Source organism: Streptomyces sp. AK010, from assembly GCF_014207295.1.
GTDB classification, from domain to species: Bacteria; Actinomycetota; Actinomycetes; order Streptomycetales; family Streptomycetaceae; genus Streptomyces; species Streptomyces massasporeus.
Genome location: NZ_JACHCX010000001.1, coordinates 82,451 through 97,431 on the forward strand (window position 1 = coordinate 82,451; position 14,981 = coordinate 97,431).

Annotated in this window: 16 protein-coding genes and 1 pseudogene; 5 read left to right on the plus strand and 12 right to left on the minus strand. The window is 72.2% G+C overall.

The genetic code is table 11. The features are described 5' to 3' along the window. Positions 1 to 131 precede the first annotated feature (131 nt). Positions 132 to 1,553, plus strand: a complete 1,422-nt coding sequence (locus HDC93_RS00395; RefSeq protein WP_185006026.1) for a lipase maturation factor family protein — start codon at positions 132 to 134, stop codon at positions 1,551 to 1,553. Here HDC93_RS00395 and HDC93_RS00400 read toward each other — a convergent pair. Genes HDC93_RS00400 through HDC93_RS00435 form a run of 8 tightly spaced genes read right to left on the minus strand, consistent with a single transcriptional unit; the run spans position 1,541 to position 9,379 of the window. Continuing rightward, positions 1,541 to 2,374, minus strand: a complete 834-nt coding sequence (locus tag HDC93_RS00400) for an amidohydrolase (RefSeq protein WP_185006028.1) — start codon at positions 2,372 to 2,374, stop codon at positions 1,541 to 1,543. The two genes, HDC93_RS00395 and HDC93_RS00400, sit on opposite strands and share 13 nt — an antisense overlap. Further along, positions 2,371 to 2,688 (minus strand): L-rhamnose mutarotase, encoded by a 318-nt coding sequence (locus HDC93_RS00405; RefSeq protein ID WP_185006030.1) that lies wholly within the window; start codon positions 2,686 to 2,688, stop codon positions 2,371 to 2,373. The genes HDC93_RS00400 and HDC93_RS00405 overlap by 4 nt, the downstream gene beginning before the upstream one ends. Continuing rightward, entirely contained in the window at positions 2,685 to 3,680 is a 996-nt protein-coding gene (locus HDC93_RS00410) for an aldo/keto reductase (protein ID WP_185006032.1), read from the minus strand. The genes HDC93_RS00405 and HDC93_RS00410 overlap by 4 nt, the downstream gene beginning before the upstream one ends. Beyond that, positions 3,677 to 4,432 carry an SDR family NAD(P)-dependent oxidoreductase gene (locus tag HDC93_RS00415; protein WP_185006033.1) on the minus strand — a complete coding sequence of 252 codons (756 nt, stop codon included), beginning with the start codon at positions 4,430 to 4,432 and terminating at the stop codon, positions 3,677 to 3,679. Before HDC93_RS00415 ends, HDC93_RS00410 begins: the two co-directional genes overlap by 4 nt. Next, complete coding sequence (locus HDC93_RS00420) at positions 4,429 to 5,763, minus strand: L-fuconate dehydratase (protein WP_185006035.1); 1,335 nt, start codon at positions 5,761 to 5,763, stop codon at positions 4,429 to 4,431. Before HDC93_RS00420 ends, HDC93_RS00415 begins: the two co-directional genes overlap by 4 nt. A gap of 37 nt (positions 5,764 to 5,800) precedes the next feature. Continuing rightward, positions 5,801 to 6,826, minus strand: coding sequence for an ABC transporter permease (locus HDC93_RS00425; protein WP_185006037.1), 1,026 nt, complete (start codon positions 6,824 to 6,826; stop codon positions 5,801 to 5,803). Continuing rightward, positions 6,819 to 8,309 carry a sugar ABC transporter ATP-binding protein gene (locus HDC93_RS00430; protein ID WP_185006039.1) on the minus strand — a complete coding sequence of 497 codons (1,491 nt, stop codon included), beginning with the start codon at positions 8,307 to 8,309 and terminating at the stop codon, positions 6,819 to 6,821. The genes HDC93_RS00425 and HDC93_RS00430 overlap by 8 nt, the downstream gene beginning before the upstream one ends. Then, the gene (locus HDC93_RS00435) at positions 8,306 to 9,379 is read right to left on the minus strand and encodes a sugar ABC transporter substrate-binding protein (RefSeq protein WP_185006041.1); all 1,074 of its coding nucleotides are present in this window, start codon (positions 9,377 to 9,379) and stop codon (positions 8,306 to 8,308) included. The genes HDC93_RS00430 and HDC93_RS00435 overlap by 4 nt, the downstream gene beginning before the upstream one ends. Before the next feature lie 167 nt (positions 9,380 to 9,546). On the opposite strand from HDC93_RS00435, the gene HDC93_RS00440 reads away from it, so the two are divergent. Beyond that, a complete protein-coding gene (locus HDC93_RS00440; RefSeq protein ID WP_031107763.1) occupies positions 9,547 to 10,251 on the plus strand; it encodes a FadR/GntR family transcriptional regulator in 705 nt (234 codons plus the stop codon). A gap of 28 nt (positions 10,252 to 10,279) precedes the next feature. Here HDC93_RS00440 and HDC93_RS00445 read toward each other — a convergent pair whose 3' ends face one another. Continuing rightward, positions 10,280 to 10,753 (minus strand): carboxymuconolactone decarboxylase family protein, encoded by a 474-nt coding sequence (locus HDC93_RS00445; protein ID WP_185006043.1) that lies wholly within the window; start codon positions 10,751 to 10,753, stop codon positions 10,280 to 10,282. Between the two features lie 99 nt (positions 10,754 to 10,852). Next, positions 10,853 to 11,611: pseudogene (locus tag HDC93_RS00450) on the minus strand (glycoside hydrolase family 38 C-terminal domain-containing protein); the annotation flags it as partial. Here HDC93_RS00450 and HDC93_RS39195 point away from each other — a divergent pair. The 3 genes from HDC93_RS39195 to HDC93_RS00465 all read left to right on the plus strand — a co-directional run bounded on the left by HDC93_RS39195 (position 11,555) and on the right by HDC93_RS00465 (position 14,014). Next, entirely contained in the window at positions 11,555 to 11,923 is a 369-nt protein-coding gene (locus tag HDC93_RS39195; protein WP_311774454.1) for a prolyl oligopeptidase family serine peptidase, read from the plus strand. The pseudogene HDC93_RS00450 and the gene HDC93_RS39195 overlap by 57 nt on opposite strands. Before the next feature lie 119 nt (positions 11,924 to 12,042). Then, positions 12,043 to 13,386 (plus strand): amidase, encoded by a 1,344-nt coding sequence (locus tag HDC93_RS00460; RefSeq protein ID WP_185006047.1) that lies wholly within the window; start codon positions 12,043 to 12,045, stop codon positions 13,384 to 13,386. A 208-nt stretch (positions 13,387 to 13,594) separates the two neighbouring features. After that, positions 13,595 to 14,014 (plus strand): VOC family protein, encoded by a 420-nt coding sequence (locus tag HDC93_RS00465; protein WP_185006050.1) that lies wholly within the window; start codon positions 13,595 to 13,597, stop codon positions 14,012 to 14,014. 22 nt (positions 14,015 to 14,036) lie between these two features. Here HDC93_RS00465 and HDC93_RS00470 read toward each other — a convergent pair whose 3' ends face one another. Beyond that, positions 14,037 to 14,519: a GNAT family N-acetyltransferase gene (locus tag HDC93_RS00470; RefSeq protein WP_185006052.1), complete on the minus strand. Its 483-nt coding sequence runs from the start codon at positions 14,517 to 14,519 to the stop codon at positions 14,037 to 14,039. Positions 14,520 to 14,574: 55 nt separating this feature from the next. Then, positions 14,575 to 14,748, minus strand: a complete 174-nt coding sequence (locus HDC93_RS00475) for a hypothetical protein (RefSeq protein WP_167526749.1) — start codon at positions 14,746 to 14,748, stop codon at positions 14,575 to 14,577. Positions 14,749 to 14,981: the final 233 nt, after the last annotated feature.

Genomic DNA, 14,981 nt, shown 5'->3' on the forward strand with positions numbered 1-14,981 from the left:
CTCACCTCGGCCCGTTCGGGGCCGTTCGTCACTATTGTTTGCTCCGGTCACTTGCGTCACGCAACCGGAGCGGTGGCACACGGAGTGTGACGTCCGGGCAGGGCGCCGCACTGGGAGGAGGACCGCACCCCGTGGAATGGTTCGGCGCGTCCGACTACTGGCTGACCCGGCTGGTCTTCCAGCGGGCGCTGGCCGCCGTCTACCTGGTGGCGTTCCTGACGGCGGTGCTCCAGTTCCGCCCGCTGATCGGGCGGCGCGGCATGCTGCCGGTGCCGCGGTTCGTGGAGCGGGTGCCGTTCAAGCGGGCGCCGAGCCTGTTCCAGTGGCACTACTCGGACCGCTTCTTCGCGCTCTGCGCCTGGGCGGGCTGTGCGGTGGCGGCGGCGCTGCTGGCGGGGCTCGACTCGCTGCTGCCGTTGTGGGGCGCCATGCTGCTGTGGCTGGTGCCGTGGGTGCTGTACCTGTCGATCGTCAACGTCGGGCAGACCTGGTACGCGTTCGGCTGGGAGTCGCTGCTGCTGGAGGTCGGGTTCCTCGCCGTGTTCCTCGGCAACGACGAGGTGGCGCCGCCGGTCGTCATGCTGTTCCTGCTGCGGTGGATCCTGTTCCGCGTGGAGTTCGGCGCGGGCCTGATCAAGATGCGCGGGGACGCCTGCTGGCGCGAGCTCACCTGCCTGGACCACCATCACGAGACCCAGCCGATGCCGGGCCCCCTCAGCTGGTTCTTCCACCATCTGCCGGGGCCCCTGCACCGCGTCGAGGTGGCCGCGAACCACGTCACCCAGCTCGTGGTGCCGTTCCTGCTGTTCACCCCGCAGCCCGTCGCGACGGCCGCCGCGTCGCTGATGATCGTCACCCAGGTGTGGCTGGTGCTGTCGGGCAACTTCTCCTGGCTGAACTGGATCACGATCGTCCTGGCGCTGTCGGCCCTCCGGTTCCCGGCCGATCCGCCGGACGTGCCCGGCGCCCCGGTGTGGTACGTCGTGGTGGTGCTCGCGGTGGCCGTTTCGCTCCTGGGCCTCAGCTACCGGCCGGTCCGCAACATGCTCTCCCGCCGCCAGGTCATGAACCGCTCCTTCGACCCGCTCCACCTGGTCAACACCTACGGGGCGTTCGGCAGTGTGAGCCGGGTGCGGTACGAGGTGGTGGTGGAGGGCACCGCGGACGACGTGTTGCGCGAGGACTCGGGCTGGCTGGAGTACGAGTTCAAGGGCAAACCGGGCGATCCGCGGCGCTGGCCGCGCCAGTTCGCGCCCTACCATCTGCGGCTGGACTGGCTGATGTGGTTCGCGGCCCTCTCCCCCGCCTACGCCGACCCCTGGTTCGGGACGCTGGTGGAGCGGCTGCTGGAGAACGACCGGGCCACCCTGAAGCTGCTGCGCCGTTCCCCGTTCCCGCCGGACGCGCCCCCTCGGTTCGTGCGCGCCCGCCTGTTCCGGTACCGCTACACGACGTGGCGCGAGCTGCGGGAGACGGGCGCGTGCTGGGAGCGGACGTACGTGAGGGACTTCCTGCCGCCGACGCGGCTGGCGGGGCCGGTTCAGAGGCCGTAGACGCGGGTGGCGGTGGTCTCGAGGATCTGCGGGTGGTCCTGCGGGTCGGTCAGCCGGCGGGTGAGGTCCAGAGTGGCGCCGTACGCCGCGCCCAGGGTGCACACCGGCCAGTCCGAGCCGTACATCAGCCGGCCGGGCCCGAAGGCCTCCAGGGCCACGTCGGCGTAGGGGCGCAGGTCCTCGACGGTCCAGGAGGCGGGGTCGGCCTCGGTGACCAGGCCGGACAGTTTGGCGACCGTGTTGGGCAGGGCGGCCAGGGCGCGCAGGCCGGTCACCCAGGGTTCGAGGGCACCGGCGGCGATGGGCGGTTTGCCCAGGTGGTCGAGGACGAAGGTGAGGCCGGGCAGGGCGGCGGCGGCCCGGACGCAGGCGGGCAGGTGGTGCGGGAGCACCACCAGGTCGTAGACCAGCCCGGCGTCGGCGACGGCAGCCAGTCCGCGCTGCACGTCCGGGCGCAGCAGCCACTCGGGGTCGGGTTCGCCCTGGACCTGGTGGCGGATGCCCTTGAGGTAGGGGCCGCCGGGGAGCGCGCGCAGGCGGGCGAGTTCGTCGGCGACGTCGGGGCGGGTGAGGTCGGTCCAGCCGACGACGCCCGCGATCAGGTCGTGCTCGGCGGCCAGGGCCAGGAACTCCGGGGTCTCCTCGGGCACGGTGACCGTCTGGACGAGGACCGTGCGGGTCACTCCGGCCGCTCTCGCCTCGGATGCGAGGTCCTTCATGGTGAAGTCGCGCCGGAGCGGGGCGAGTTCGGGGCCGGTGATCCAGTCCTGGTCCCGGACGGACAGGTCCCACACGTGGTGGTGGGCGTCGACCACGGTCATGCCGGCAGCTCCCAGACGACGGGCAGACCGGCGTCGGCGCCCCCGCCGGAGTAGTCGTGCACGACGTCGAGCAGTTCGGCCATGCGGGCCTGCCAGGCGACGTCGACCGGCAGCTTCTCCAGTTCGGCGAGGAGCCGGGCGTAGTCCTCGCACTCCAGGACGTGGAAGAGGTCGGTGCCGCTGCGCCAGATGATCCAGGAGGTGGCGCCGGCGGCCCGGATGGCGTCGGTGAGTTCTTCGGGGACCTGACGGTGGGCGGCCTCGTACGCGGCGATGCGGTCGGCGCGGACCTGGGTGTGCAGGGCGACTCTCATGCCGGCTCCTTCAACGCCTCGTCGGGGACGGGCGCGTCGGCGGGCAGCAGGCCCTCGGCGCGCAGGTCCTGCCAGAACCCGGCGGGCACCCGGGCGGCGAACTGGTGGGCGCAGTCGCGCACTTCGTGGGCCGAGCGGGCGCCGACGAGGACACTGGCGACGGCCGGGTGGGCGGCGCAGAAGGCCAGGGCGGCGGCGCGCAGCGTGGTGCCGTGCCGGTCGGCGAGGGACTTCAGGCGCAGGGCGCGCTCGACCAGTGCGGAGGGAGCGACGGTGTAGTTGTACCTCGCCCCGGGCTCGGGGTTGGCGAGCAGGCCGGAGTTGAAGGCGCCGCCGATGACGACGGACGTGCCGCGTTCCCGGGCCGCGGGCAGCAGGCCGGTGAGGGCGCTCTGGTCGAGCAGGGTGTAGCGGCCGGCGCAGAGGACCACGTCGACGTCGGTGTCGCGGACGAAGCGGGTGAGCGTCTCCGCCTGGTTCATGCCGGCGCCGATCGCGCCGACCACGCCCTCGGAGCGGAGCTTCTCCAGCGCTGGATAGCCCTCGCGGAAGGCCTGTTCGGCGTGCTCGTCGGGGTCGTGGAGGTAGACGACGTCGACCCGGTCGAGGCCGAGGCGTTCCAAACTGGAGTCCAGGGTGCGGCGGATGCCGTCGGCGCTGAAGTCCCACACGCGGCGGTGGCTCGCGGGCACGGCGAATCCGCCCGCCAGGTCGTCGCCGCCGCCGTCCGAGGGTTCCAGGCGGCGACCGACCTTGGTGGAGAGGGTGTACTGGTCGCGGGGGTGGTCGCGCAGGGCGGCGCCGAGGCGGCGTTCGGAGAGGCCGAGGCCGTAGTGGGGGGCGGTGTCGAAGTAGCGGACGCCCCGCTGCCAGGCGGCCTCCACGGCGTCGTGCGCCTGGGCCTCGCCGACCTCGGTGTACAGGTTGCCGATGGCGGCGGCGCCGAAGGACAGGGAGCTGACCTCGACGCGGCTGCGGCCGAGCCGGTTCACCGGGCCACCGGGCGCAGCCGCAGGCCCTGCATGCCGCCGTCGACGGCGAGCGCGGTGCCGGTGGTGGCGCCGGACAGGGGGCTCGCCAGGTAGGCGATGGCGCCCGCGACCTCGGCCGCGGAGACCAGGCGGCCGGCGGGCTGGCGGGCCTGAAGGGCGGCCCGTTCGGCGGCCGGGTCGGGTGCGGCGTCGAGGAGGCGGCCGACCCACGGGGTGTCGACGGTGCCCGGGTTGACGCAGTTGACGCGGATGCCCTCGCGGACGTGGTCGGCGGCCATGGCGAGGGTGAGGGAGTACACCGCGCCCTTGGTGGCGCTGTACAGGGCGCGCTGCGGCAGGCCGGCGGTCGCGGCGATGGAGCAGGTGTTGACGATCGCGGCGTGCGCGGAGGCCCTCAGCTGGGGCAGGCAGGCGCGGGTGGTGCGGACCATGCCGAGCACGTTGACGTCGTAGACGCGGTGCCACTCGTCGTCGGGGTTGTCCTCGACGGTGCCCTGGGCGCCGATGCCCGCGTTGTTGACCAGCACGTCGAGCCCGCCGAGGTCGGCGACGGCGACGGCGACGGCCTCACGCACGGACGCGTCGTCGGTGACGTCCGCGCGGTGGGCGAGCAGCGGCTTGTCGACCGGCGACGGGTCCAGGTCGAGGACGGCGACCTGGGCGCCGCGCTCGGCGAGGAGCTCGGCGGTGGCCCGGCCGATGCCGGAGGCGCCGCCCGTCACCAGGGCCCTCAAGCCCTCGAAGTCGCTCATTCAGCCTGCTCCTTTTGGAGGTCGGCGGCCCAGAACGCACCGCCCGGGTAGGTGTACCGCGCCAGCGACTCGGGCCGCATGGCCGCCGAGAAGCCCGGCGCGGTGGGTGCCGTGTACCGACCCTCGCGGATCACCACCGGGTCGAGGAAGTGGTCGTGCAGATGGTCGACGTACTCGATGACGCGGTCCTCGGTGGTGCCGGAGAGGGCCACGTAGTCGAACATCGACAGGTGCTGGACGAGTTCGCACAGGCCGACGCCGCCCGCGTGCGGGCAGACCGGCACGCCGAACCTGGCCGCGAGCAGCAGGATGGCGAGGTTCTCGGGGACGCCGCCGACGCGGGCCGCGTCGATCTGGACGACGTCGAGCGCGCCGGCCTGGAGGAGCTGCTTGAAGACGATCCGGTTCTGCACGTGTTCGCCGGTGGCGACCTTCACGGGGGCGACGGCCCGGCGGATCGCCGCATGGCCGAGGATGTCGTCGGGACTGGTGGGTTCCTCGATCCAGTACGGGTCGAACCCGGCGAGCGCCTTGGTCCAGCGGATCGCCTCGTCGACGTCCCAGCGCTGGTTGGCGTCGACGGCCATGCGGACGTCCGGCCCGATCACCGAACGGGCCACACGGCAGCGGCGGATGTCGTCGTCGAGGTCGGCGCCGACCTTGAGCTTGATCTGCCGGAAGCCGTCGGCGACGGCCTCGGCCGCGAGCCGGGTGAGCTTCTCGTCGTCGTAGCCGAGCCAGCCGGGCGAGGTGGTGTAGGCGGGGTAGCCGGACTCCAGCAGGCGGGCCGTGCGTTCGGCGGCGCCCTGCCTGCCCCGGTGCAGGAGGGTCAGGGCCTCCTCGGGGGTGAGGGCGTCGGTGAGGTAGCGGAAGTCGATCTGTCGCACGATCCATTCGGGTTCGGCCTCGGCCAGCAGCCGCCACAGCGGCAGTCCGGCCCGCTTGGCGGCCAGGTCCCACACGGCGTTGACGACGGCGCCGATCGCCATGTGCATCACGCCTTTCTCGGGTCCGAGCCAGCGCAGCTGGCTGTCGCCGATCAGGTCGCGGCTCAGGGTGGAGGGGTCGGCGCACAGCTCGTCCAGGTCCCGGCCGACCAGGTGCCCGCTCAGTGCCTCGATGGCGGCGACCTGCACCTCGTTGCCCCGCCCGATGGTGAAGGCGAATCCGTGCCCCTCGTGCCCGTCGGCCGCGTCCGTGCGCAGGACGACGTAAGCCGCCGAGTAGTCGGGGTCCGGGTTCATCGCGTCGGAGCCGTCGAGCTCGCGCGAGGTGGGGAAGCGGATGTCGTGGGTGTCGACCGCGGTGATGCGGGCGGGCGTCGGGGACACGGAGTGCCTTTCGGTCGGGTGCACAAGGGCGGGGAGGTCAGTCCTGGGCGCGGCCGGTGGTGACCCGGGCAATCATGAGGGCGACCAGGATGATCCCGCCGTAGATGGCCTGGATCCAGAACGACGGGACCTGCGCGAGGGTGAGCAGGTTCTGCACGACACCCAGAAGGAGTACGCCGGTCAGGGCGCCGAACATGGTGCCCTTGCCGCCGTCGAGGGCGATGCCGCCGATCACCGCGGCGGCGAACACCGTGAAGATCATGTTCTGGCCCTGGTTGGCGCTGATCGCGCCGACGTAGCCGGTCTGCATGATGCCGCCGACCGCGGCGAGGACGCCCGCGACGACGAACACGCCGAGCATGACGCGCTCCACGCGGATGCCCGCGGCCCGGGCGGCGTCCGCGTTGCCGCCGATGGCGTACAGGGCGCGTCCGACCCGGTGGTACTTCAGGACGAGCCCGGCGACCGCGAAGGCGATCGCGGCGAGCCACACCGACAGCGGGACGGTGAGGAAGGTGGTGGTGGCCGGCGAGTAGAAGCTGTCGGGCATGCCGAACAGCGTCTTGCCCTTCGTCGCGCCGACCAGCAGGCCGCGCAGCACGATCAGCATCGCCAGCGTCACGATGAACGCGTTGAGCTTGAACTTCACGACCAGGACGCCGTTGAAGGCGCCGACGGCCGCGCCCGCGACCAGGACCGCGAGCAATGCCAGGGCGGCGGGGAACTCGGTGCCCCAGCCGGACTGGGCGGCGGGCAGCACGAGCAGCGCTCCGACGGCGGGCGCGATGCCGACCACCGACTCCAGGGACAGGTCGAACTTGCCGGTGATGAGGACGAGCGACTCGGCGAGCACGACCATCGCGAGGGCGGCGGAGGCGCCGAGGATCGAGATCAGGTTCCGCTCGGTGAGGAACGAGTCGTTGACGATCGTCCCGAGCACCGTGAGCAGCAACAGGGCTGGTACGAGGGCCAGTTCGCGGGCCCGGCGCAGCAGCACGGTCCTGGCCGACCCGGTGCCGGTCACGAGCACCGGCTTCACCGGTGGGGCCTTGGTGTCAGCCATGGTCCACTCCTTCGATGGAGGCGATGAGCTCGTGGTCGCGCCAGCCCGCGCGGTGTTCGGCGACGACACGGCCGTGGAAGAGGACGAGGACCCGGTCGCAGCGCCTGAGGTCGTCGAGTTCGTCGGAGACGACGAGCACGGCGGTGCCGTCCTCGCGGGCGCTGTCGACCCGGGCGAGCAGGGACTCCTTGGACTTCACGTCGACTCCCGCGGTCGGGTTGACGAGGACCAGGAGCCGCGGGTCGGAGGCGAGGGCCCGGGCCATGACGACCTTCTGCGCGTTGCCGCCCGACAGGTCCGAGACGGGCTGCTCGGGTCCCTCGGCGTGGATGTCGAGCCGTTCGATCAGCGCGGTGGCGACGTGGCGCCTGCGGTCGGTGCCGACGAAGCCGAAGCGCCCGAGCCGGTCCAGAACGCTGAGGGTGGCGTTGTCGCCGATGGACATGCCGAAGACGAGGCCCTGGTCGTGCCGGTCGCGGGGCACGAAGCCGACTCCGGCTTCGAGGGCCCTGCGGACGTCGCCGAACGGCAGCGGTGCTCCGTCCAGCCGCGCCGTCCCACCGGTGGGCGTGTGCAGTCCCGTGAACGTCTCGGCCAGCTCGATCTTGCCGCTGGCGCTGGACCCGGCGAGTCCGACGACCTCCCCGCGGCGGACGGTGAGGTCGACGTTGTCGTACGCCGTCGAGCGGAGACCGTGAACGTCGAGGAGCACGGGGCCCGCGGCCTCGGCGGCCCGCTGCCGCTCGGCCGCCTCCGCGATCGTCTCCCCCGCCATGGCCTCCACCAGCGCCTGGCGCGGGAGGTCGGCGACCGGCGCGGTGGTGATCCAGCGGGCGTCGCGCAGGACCGTGACGGTCTGGCAGACCTCGTACACCTCCTGGAGGTGGTGCGAGATGAACAGGAAGGTGACGCCCGAGTCCTGGAGGGCCCGCATGCGGGTGAAGAGGCGCTCGATCTCCCGGTTGTCGAGCTGGGCGGTGGGTTCGTCCAGGACGATGAAGCGGGCGCCGAAGCTCAGCGCCCGGGCGATCTCCACCATCTGCCGGTCCTCGACCTTGAGGTCGGCCGTGCGGGCCTCGGGGGCGACGCGTACGTCCCAGGTGTCGAGGAGGGCGGCCGCTTCGGACGTGAGGCGGCGCCAGCTGATGAAGCCCTTCCTCAGGGGCTGCCGGTTGATGAACAGGTTCTCGGCGACGGTCAGTTCGGGGACGACCGTCGGATGCTGGTGGACGCAGGCGACCTTGCGGCGCCAGGCGTCCCGGTCGGTGAGCGGGGGCGCGGGCTCCCCGTCGAAGTGGACGGTGCCCTCGTCGGGTGCCTGGAGGCCGGTGAGGATGCGGACGAGGGTCGACTTGCCCGCGCCGTTGCGGCCGACCAGGGCGTGGGACTCGCCGGGCAGGACGGTGAGCCGGCCGTCGGCGAGGGCGGTGGTGGGGCCGTAGCGCTTGACGACGCCCCGAGCCTCGACAAGTGGGCTGCTCATTCGACCGTGTTGCCCCACAGCTCGGGGTCGTCGACGTTCTCCTTGGTGACCAGCGGGGCGGGCAACTGGTCCTCCAGGATGCCGCTGGGCAGCTTGACGATGGTCGAGTCGTGGTCCGTCGGGCCCGGCTTGAACCGCTTCCCCTGCATCGCCGCCTTGATGTAGTACATGCCGTACTTGGCGTAGGCGTCGGCGGGCTGGGAGACGGTGGCGTCGATCTCGCCCTTGCGGATCGCGTCGAACTCCTGCGGGATGCCGTCGTTGGAGACGATGGCGATGTGGCCCGACTTCCCGGCCTTCTTCAGCATTCCCTTGGACTTGAGGGTCTGGAGGGTGGGCGCGAGGTAGACGCCGCCCGCCTGCAGGTAGATGCCCTTGATGTCGGGGTTGGCGTTGAGGAGGGTGTCGAGCTTGGAGGCCGCGGTGTCGGACTCCCACTTGGCGGGGATCTCCAGGACCTTCAGCTTCGGGAAGTTCTTCTGCACGCAGGCGCGGAACGCCGCGGAGCGGTCGCGGCCGTTGACCGAGGCGAGGTCGCCCATGACCTGCACGACCTTGCCGGAGGTGATGTGCTCGCCGAGGTATCGGCAGGCCTTCTCGCCGTACGCGACGTTGTTCGCCCGGACCACCATGGCGACCTTGCCCTTGTCGGGTGCCACGTCCACGGCGACGACCGGCACGCCCTTGCGCTCGGCCTGGACGAGTCCGGCCTCGATGGCGGCGCTGTCCAGCGGGGCGACGACCAGGCCTTCGACGCCCTGGTTCAGCTGGTTGTTGATGTCGGTGATCTGCTGCGAGGGGTCGCTGTTGGAGTTGACGGTCTTCATCGCGTCCACGCCCTCGGACTTCGCCATCTTCGGCACGTAGTCGTTGTACGACTGCCAGAACGGCGAGGTCAGCAGGGGCAGCACCACCCCGACCTTGCCGGTGCCGTCACCGCCTGCGGCCCCGGAGGCTCCGGTGTCCTTGGTGCTGCCGCACGCGGCGAGCACCAGGGACGCTCCGGCGGCCAGGGCCACCGCGCCGAGCATCCGGGACGTGTTCCGCTTCCGCACTGTGCTTCCGGGCATCTCAGGGGGCTCCCATCGACCGGTCTTCCAGCAGATGCCCGCATACTTATCAGACCACTCCCTCGCCAGAACACCCTTCGACGCCGGATTTTCCCGCTTGTGGCTCGCAGTGGTCCGACCACCTGGCTGGTTAGACTGCGCCGGAGCGCGGTGATCGGAGGAGTGGCGTGGACGACGAGACAGCCCCGCAGAAGGGCACCGTGACGCAACGCGCCATCGAGCGGATCAAGGCGATGATCGGCGAGGGCCGGCTGGAGCCGGGTCAGCGGCTGCCCACCGAACGCGATCTGGCGGTCCAGCTCGGCATCTCCCGCAGCTCGATGCGGGAGGCGATCCGCGCGCTCACGGTGCTGGGCGTCCTGGAGGCCCGGCACGGCTCGGGCATCTACGTCACGCAACTGGAGGCCGGCGACCTGCTGGAGACCTTCGGTGTCGTCGCGGACCTGTCGCGCGGCCCGCAGCTGGTGGAGCTGCTGGAGATCCGGCGGATCCTGGAGTCGACGGCGACGGCGCTGGCCGCCGCACGGATCACCCCGGACCAGCTGGCCGAGGTGGAGAAGCACCTGGCGGCGATGAACGCCACGGACGATCCGGAGGAGATCCTCGCCCACGACCTGGCCTTCCACCGGGAGATCGCGGCGGCCGCGGGCAACGAGACGATGGCCGCGATCCTGGAGGGCCTGTCGTCACGGACGTTCCGCGCCCGCGTCTGGCGCGGCTACCAGGAGGAGGGCGCCTTCGCCCGCACCCGCCGCGAGCACGCGGCGATCCACCGCGCCCTGGCGGCCCGTGACCCGGAGGCGGCCCGCGCGGCGGCGGCCGCGCACGTGGGCGAGGTGGAGCAGTGGCTGCGCGCGCAGCTCGGGCCCTAGGCCAGTCCCAGGGCCCGGTGCTCCGCGGCTACTTGAACTGGCCGGCCTTGTAGTCGCCCGCCGGCTGCTCCAGCAGGACGTTCAGCCGGTTCGCGGTGTTCATGAAGGCGATCAGGGTCACCAGCGCCATGAGCTGCTCCTCGTCGTAGTGCTTGGCGGCCCGCTCCCACACCTCGTCCGGCACCCCGCCGGCGCCGTCCGCGATCCGGGTCCCCTGCTCGGCCAGCTCCAGCGCGGCACGCTCGGCGTCGGTGAAGACCGTCGCCTCCCGCCACGCCGCGACCAGATGGAGCCGCACGGCGCTCTCGCCCGCGGCGGTGGCCTCCTTGGTGTGCATGTCGATGCAGACCGCGCATCCGTTGATCTGGCTCACCCGCAGCGAGACCAGTTCCCGGGTGGCGGCCGGCAGCGGTGACTCCACCACCAGCCGCCCCACGGAAGTGAACTGCTTGACGAGCTTGCTCGCGGTCGGGCTGCCGAAGATGTCCAGTCGTGCGCTCATGGTGAGCTCCTCTGCCGTTGTCGGTGCGTACACCCCTATGAGGCAGGGGCCCACCACGATGTGACATCGGCGAATGTGACCTGCGTCTCCCGCCTGCCGTCAGGCGCGCCGCAGCCGGAGGGTGACCAGCCGCAGCCGCAGCCGCAGCGCGATCCGCCCGTCGCGGATCTCCGGTGCCGCCGCGTCGGCGAGCGGGCGTTCCAGCAGGTCCGTCACCGCGACACCGGCGACCTCGAACCCGGCGGTGAGCGTGGCGCGTGCCCGGCCGCCGAACGCCTCGTGGAACCGGACGACCACGTCACCGCTGCCGTCGTCGGCCAGCTTGACGGCCGTGACGACCACCGCGTCCTGGTCCGATGTCACCAGGGGCGCCACCTCGGCGGCCCCGGTGAGGTGGCGTTCCGGCAGATCGATCCGCCAGCCCTCGCGCACCGCGTCCCCGATGCCCACGCCGGGCACCAGCGCGTGCCGGAACCGGTGGACGCCCTGGTCGGTCTCCGGGTCGGGGAAGCGCGGGGCCCGCAGCAGGGAGGCGCGGACGGTGGTGGTCGTACCGCCGTCGCCGTCGGTGCGGACGGTGCGCGTCACATCGTGGCCGTACGTCGAGTCTTTGACGATCGCGACGCCGAAGCCGGGTTCCTCCAGGTGGACGAAGCGGTGGTTGCACGCCTCGAACTTGGCGGCCTCCCAGGACGTGTTGGTGTGGGTCGGCCGGTGGAAGTGCCCGAACTGCGTCTCGGACGCGTACCGTTCGGCGTGCACGTCGAGCGGGAAGGCGAGCTTGAGGAACTTCTCCGTCTCGTGCCAGTCGACCTCCGTGTCCACGACCAGCCGCCGCTCCCCCGGTGCGAGGGACAGCGGCCAGAGGGCGACCCCCTCGTCACCGAGATCGAGGAGAAGCACGGAACGCCCGAGGAGAACCCGGCGTTCTGGCGCGGCGTCTCCCCGCTCACCCACGCCGACCGCGTGTCCGACCCCCTGCTGATCCAGCACGGAACCGCGGACGACACCTGCCCCCTCGCCTGGTCACGCGAGGCCGCCGCGGCGTTCCAGGAGGCCGGCAAGGACGTCGTGCTCCGCACCGTCAGCGGCGAAGGGCACACGTTCGGGCTGAAGTGGGCGGCCTCGATGGACGTCACCGAGGCCTTCCTCGCACGCCACCTGCGCTGACACCCACCACGGACACGCGGGTAAGCGGTCGGCGACCTCGACGGGCGGCCCCGGACCGGTGCACAGTTCTCCCTACGTACTCGTCAGTAAGTCCGCCCTCTCCCCTCCGAGGAGCCGCTGTGACCACCTGGACCGGCCGCACCGCCGCCGAGATATCCGCCGCCGTACGCGAGAAGCGGGTCACGCCCCGCGAGGTGGTCGCCGAGCACCTCGCCCGGATCGAGCGGCTCGACGGCCGGGTCGGGGCCTTCCGCACGGTGCGCGCCGAGGCGGCCCTGGCCGAGGCCGACGAGGTGGCGGCGCGCGGCGACTTCGTCGAACTGCCCCTGGCCGGGGTGCCCGTGGCCGTCAAGGACAACCTCGCCGTGCGCGGCGAGTCCCGGCGGATCGGCTCGGCCGCCACGCCGGACACCCCGGCCCCGCAGGACCATGTGACGGTGGCCCGGCTGCGGGCCGCGGGCGCGGTGGTCGTGGGGCTGACGAACGTCCCCGAGCTGTGCGTCTTCGGCACGACGGACGGCGTGCTGGGCATCGCCCGCAACCCCTGGGACCCCACGCGTTCGGCAGGCGGTTCGTCGGGCGGCAGCGCGGCCGCCGTCGCCGCCGGCATGGTGCCGATCGCCCTCGGCAACGACGGCATGGGGTCCTTGCGCATACCGGCGGCCAACTGCGGCCTGGTCACCATCAAGCCGGGGCAGGGGGTCGTCCCGACCGGCGACGGGGACAGCACCTGGTTCGGCATGTCGGAGAACGGGCCGCTCGCCACGACCGTCGAGGACGCCCGCCTGATGTTCTCGGTCCTCGCAGGCACCGAGCCCGCTCCCGTGTCCGCGCCCGGCGTCCTCAGGGTCGCCGTGTCGCTGCGCAGCCCCCTGGCGGGCGTCACCATCAGCCGCCCGTACGCGGCGGCCGCCCGGGACGCGGCGGGCCTGCTGATGCGGGCGGGGCATCAGGTCCGGCGCGCCGACCCGCCCTACCCGCTGTCGCTCGCCACGACCTCCCTGGCCCACTGGTCGGCGGGTACCGCCGCGGACGCCCGGCCCCTGGACCCCCGGCTGCTGACCCGGCGCACCCGCGTCCACGCCCGGCTCGGCCGGCCCTTCCTGCGCACGGTCAGCTCCGGGGCGAGCCGGGAACAGCTGCGCCGGAGGCTGGAGCCGTTCTTCACCGAGCACGACGTGCTGCTCACACCCGCGCTCGCCCGCCGCTCCCCGAAGGCCGGCCCCTGGCACGAGCGGGGCTGGCTGAGCAATGTGCTGGTGAACACGAACTACTCACCCCTGACGCCCGCGTGGAACCTCACCGGCTGGCCCGCCATGTCCGTCCCGTGCGGGACCCTCCCCTCCGGCGCGCCCTGCGCCGTGCAGTTGGTGGGCCGGCCCGGCACGGAGTCCCGACTGCTCGATCTGGCCGGGCAGTTGGAGGAGCGAAACCCGTGGCAGCGGACGGCGCCGATGGACTAGGGTCGGGCGGGTGACTGCCGGGTCGGCCGTAGGCCATGCACGAGTGAGGCGCCCGGCCTCGCAGTGAGCGCGGCGGGGGTGACCCCGCCCGGGCCCGCCCGAGAGCCGGAGAGGGCACGCGCCCCGCCTCCCGTTCTTCGTGTCCTCATCCCCGCGCCCCTCAGCGGCGCTTCACCACGGATCCCGAGACCCGGAGACGAACCCACGCATGTCCGACACCCGGCACGCCACCGACCTTCCGACGACCATCGCCCATCTGAACCACACCGCCGTCTACGCCTCCGACCGCCACCTGTCGGCGGAGTTCCTGGCGACCGTCCTGGGTCTGGAGGTCGGTGCCCCCTTCGGCCCGTTCCTCCCCGTCGACCTGGGCAACGGCGCGACCCTCGACTACTACGAGATGACCGACGAGCCGATCCAGTCGCAGCACTACGCGTTCCTCGTACCCGACGAGCGGTTCGACGGCATGATCGACCGCATGGAGGCGCTCGACGTCACCTACTACGCCGACCCGAACCACACCCGTCCCGGCCGGGTCAACGACCTCTTCGGGGGTCGCGGCGCCTACTTCGACGACCCGGACGGCCACAACATGGAGATCATGACCCGGCCGTACGCCCGGCCCTGAGAGCGGCGACCGCCGCGTCGGCCTACAGCGCCCGGTACATGATGTGCAGCCCCACCCGGCCGTGGCGGGGGTGGTCGAACGCGTCGGGGACGGTGCCGAGGACCGTGAAGCCGAGGGAAATCCACAGCCTCACGGCCGGGTTGGTCTCGACGACGGCGTTGAAGACCATGCCGCGGTAGCCGGCGGCCCGGGCCTCGGTCAGGAGGTGCTCGGCGAGGGCGCGGCCGTAACCGCGGCCGCCCCGGCCGGGGTCGACCATGAAGCCGGCGTTGGCGATGCGGGCGGCGGGGCCACCGTAGTTGGGGGTGAGGTAGGCGGAGGCGACGACGGTTCCACTGTCGTCCTCGACGACGTAGACGCGTTTCGCCGGGTTCATCCACAGGACCCGGGCCTCCTCCTCGGAGGTGCCCGGGTCCCATGCGTAGGTCTCGCCCGTGGCGACGATGCGGTGCCAGAACGGCCAGATGCGAGGCCAGTCGTCAGCCGTTGCTTCCCTGATCAGCATGGCCGCGAGTCTGGCACGGCCATGCGCTCGGAGGTCGCGGAGGGTCCGCCCCGGGTCAGTCGACGCTGGGCAGGATGTGGGGCTCTGCGAGGTCGTCCTCGTAGCCCGCGAGGCGGATCGGGGCCGAACGGGCCCACACGTCGAGGCTGCCGAGCTCGTCGGCCCGTCGGCCGGCGCGCTCGCCGCGTTCCTTGGGGCGTTGATCGCGATTCGTCTTCTCCGGTGTCACCGCGCACTCCTTATGTGTCGGTCACCCTCGGGACGTACGCGCCGGTCCTGCTGCGCCTGACGCCCGCTCGGGCCTCTATGTCAAATGCAGTTCGGACGCGGTGGCGCCGGTCGACTCACGGGAGAGCAGGCCGTGGTGAACCGGCTGGTCCCATGACGGACCGTGGGTGTGGGTAGGACCCCGTACTGCTGTCCGTCCGCATCAGACTAACCAGATGAGCGAAGCCCCGCTCG

Excerpts from the sequence above, each read along its gene's own strand:
- HDC93_RS00400 (WP_185006028.1), bottom strand. The coding sequence starts at position 2,374 with ATGACCGTGGTCGACGCCCACCACCACGTGTGGGACCTGTCCGTCCGG.
- HDC93_RS00470 (WP_185006052.1), bottom strand. The coding sequence starts at position 14,519 with ATGCTGATCAGGGAAGCAACGGCTGACGACTGGCCTCGCATCTGGCCG.
- HDC93_RS00405 (WP_185006030.1), bottom strand. The coding sequence starts at position 2,688 with ATGAGAGTCGCCCTGCACACCCAGGTCCGCGCCGACCGCATCGCCGCG.
- HDC93_RS00415 (WP_185006033.1), bottom strand. The coding sequence starts at position 4,432 with ATGAGCGACTTCGAGGGCTTGAGGGCCCTGGTGACGGGCGGCGCCTCC.
- HDC93_RS00425 (WP_185006037.1), bottom strand. The coding sequence starts at position 6,826 with ATGGCTGACACCAAGGCCCCACCGGTGAAGCCGGTGCTCGTGACCGGC.
- HDC93_RS00435 (WP_185006041.1), bottom strand. The coding sequence starts at position 9,379 with ATGCCCGGAAGCACAGTGCGGAAGCGGAACACGTCCCGGATGCTCGGC.
- HDC93_RS00430 (WP_185006039.1), bottom strand. The coding sequence starts at position 8,309 with ATGAGCAGCCCACTTGTCGAGGCTCGGGGCGTCGTCAAGCGCTACGGC.
- HDC93_RS00465 (WP_185006050.1), top strand. The coding sequence starts at position 13,595 with ATGTCCGACACCCGGCACGCCACCGACCTTCCGACGACCATCGCCCAT.
- HDC93_RS00445 (WP_185006043.1), bottom strand. The coding sequence starts at position 10,753 with ATGAGCGCACGACTGGACATCTTCGGCAGCCCGACCGCGAGCAAGCTC.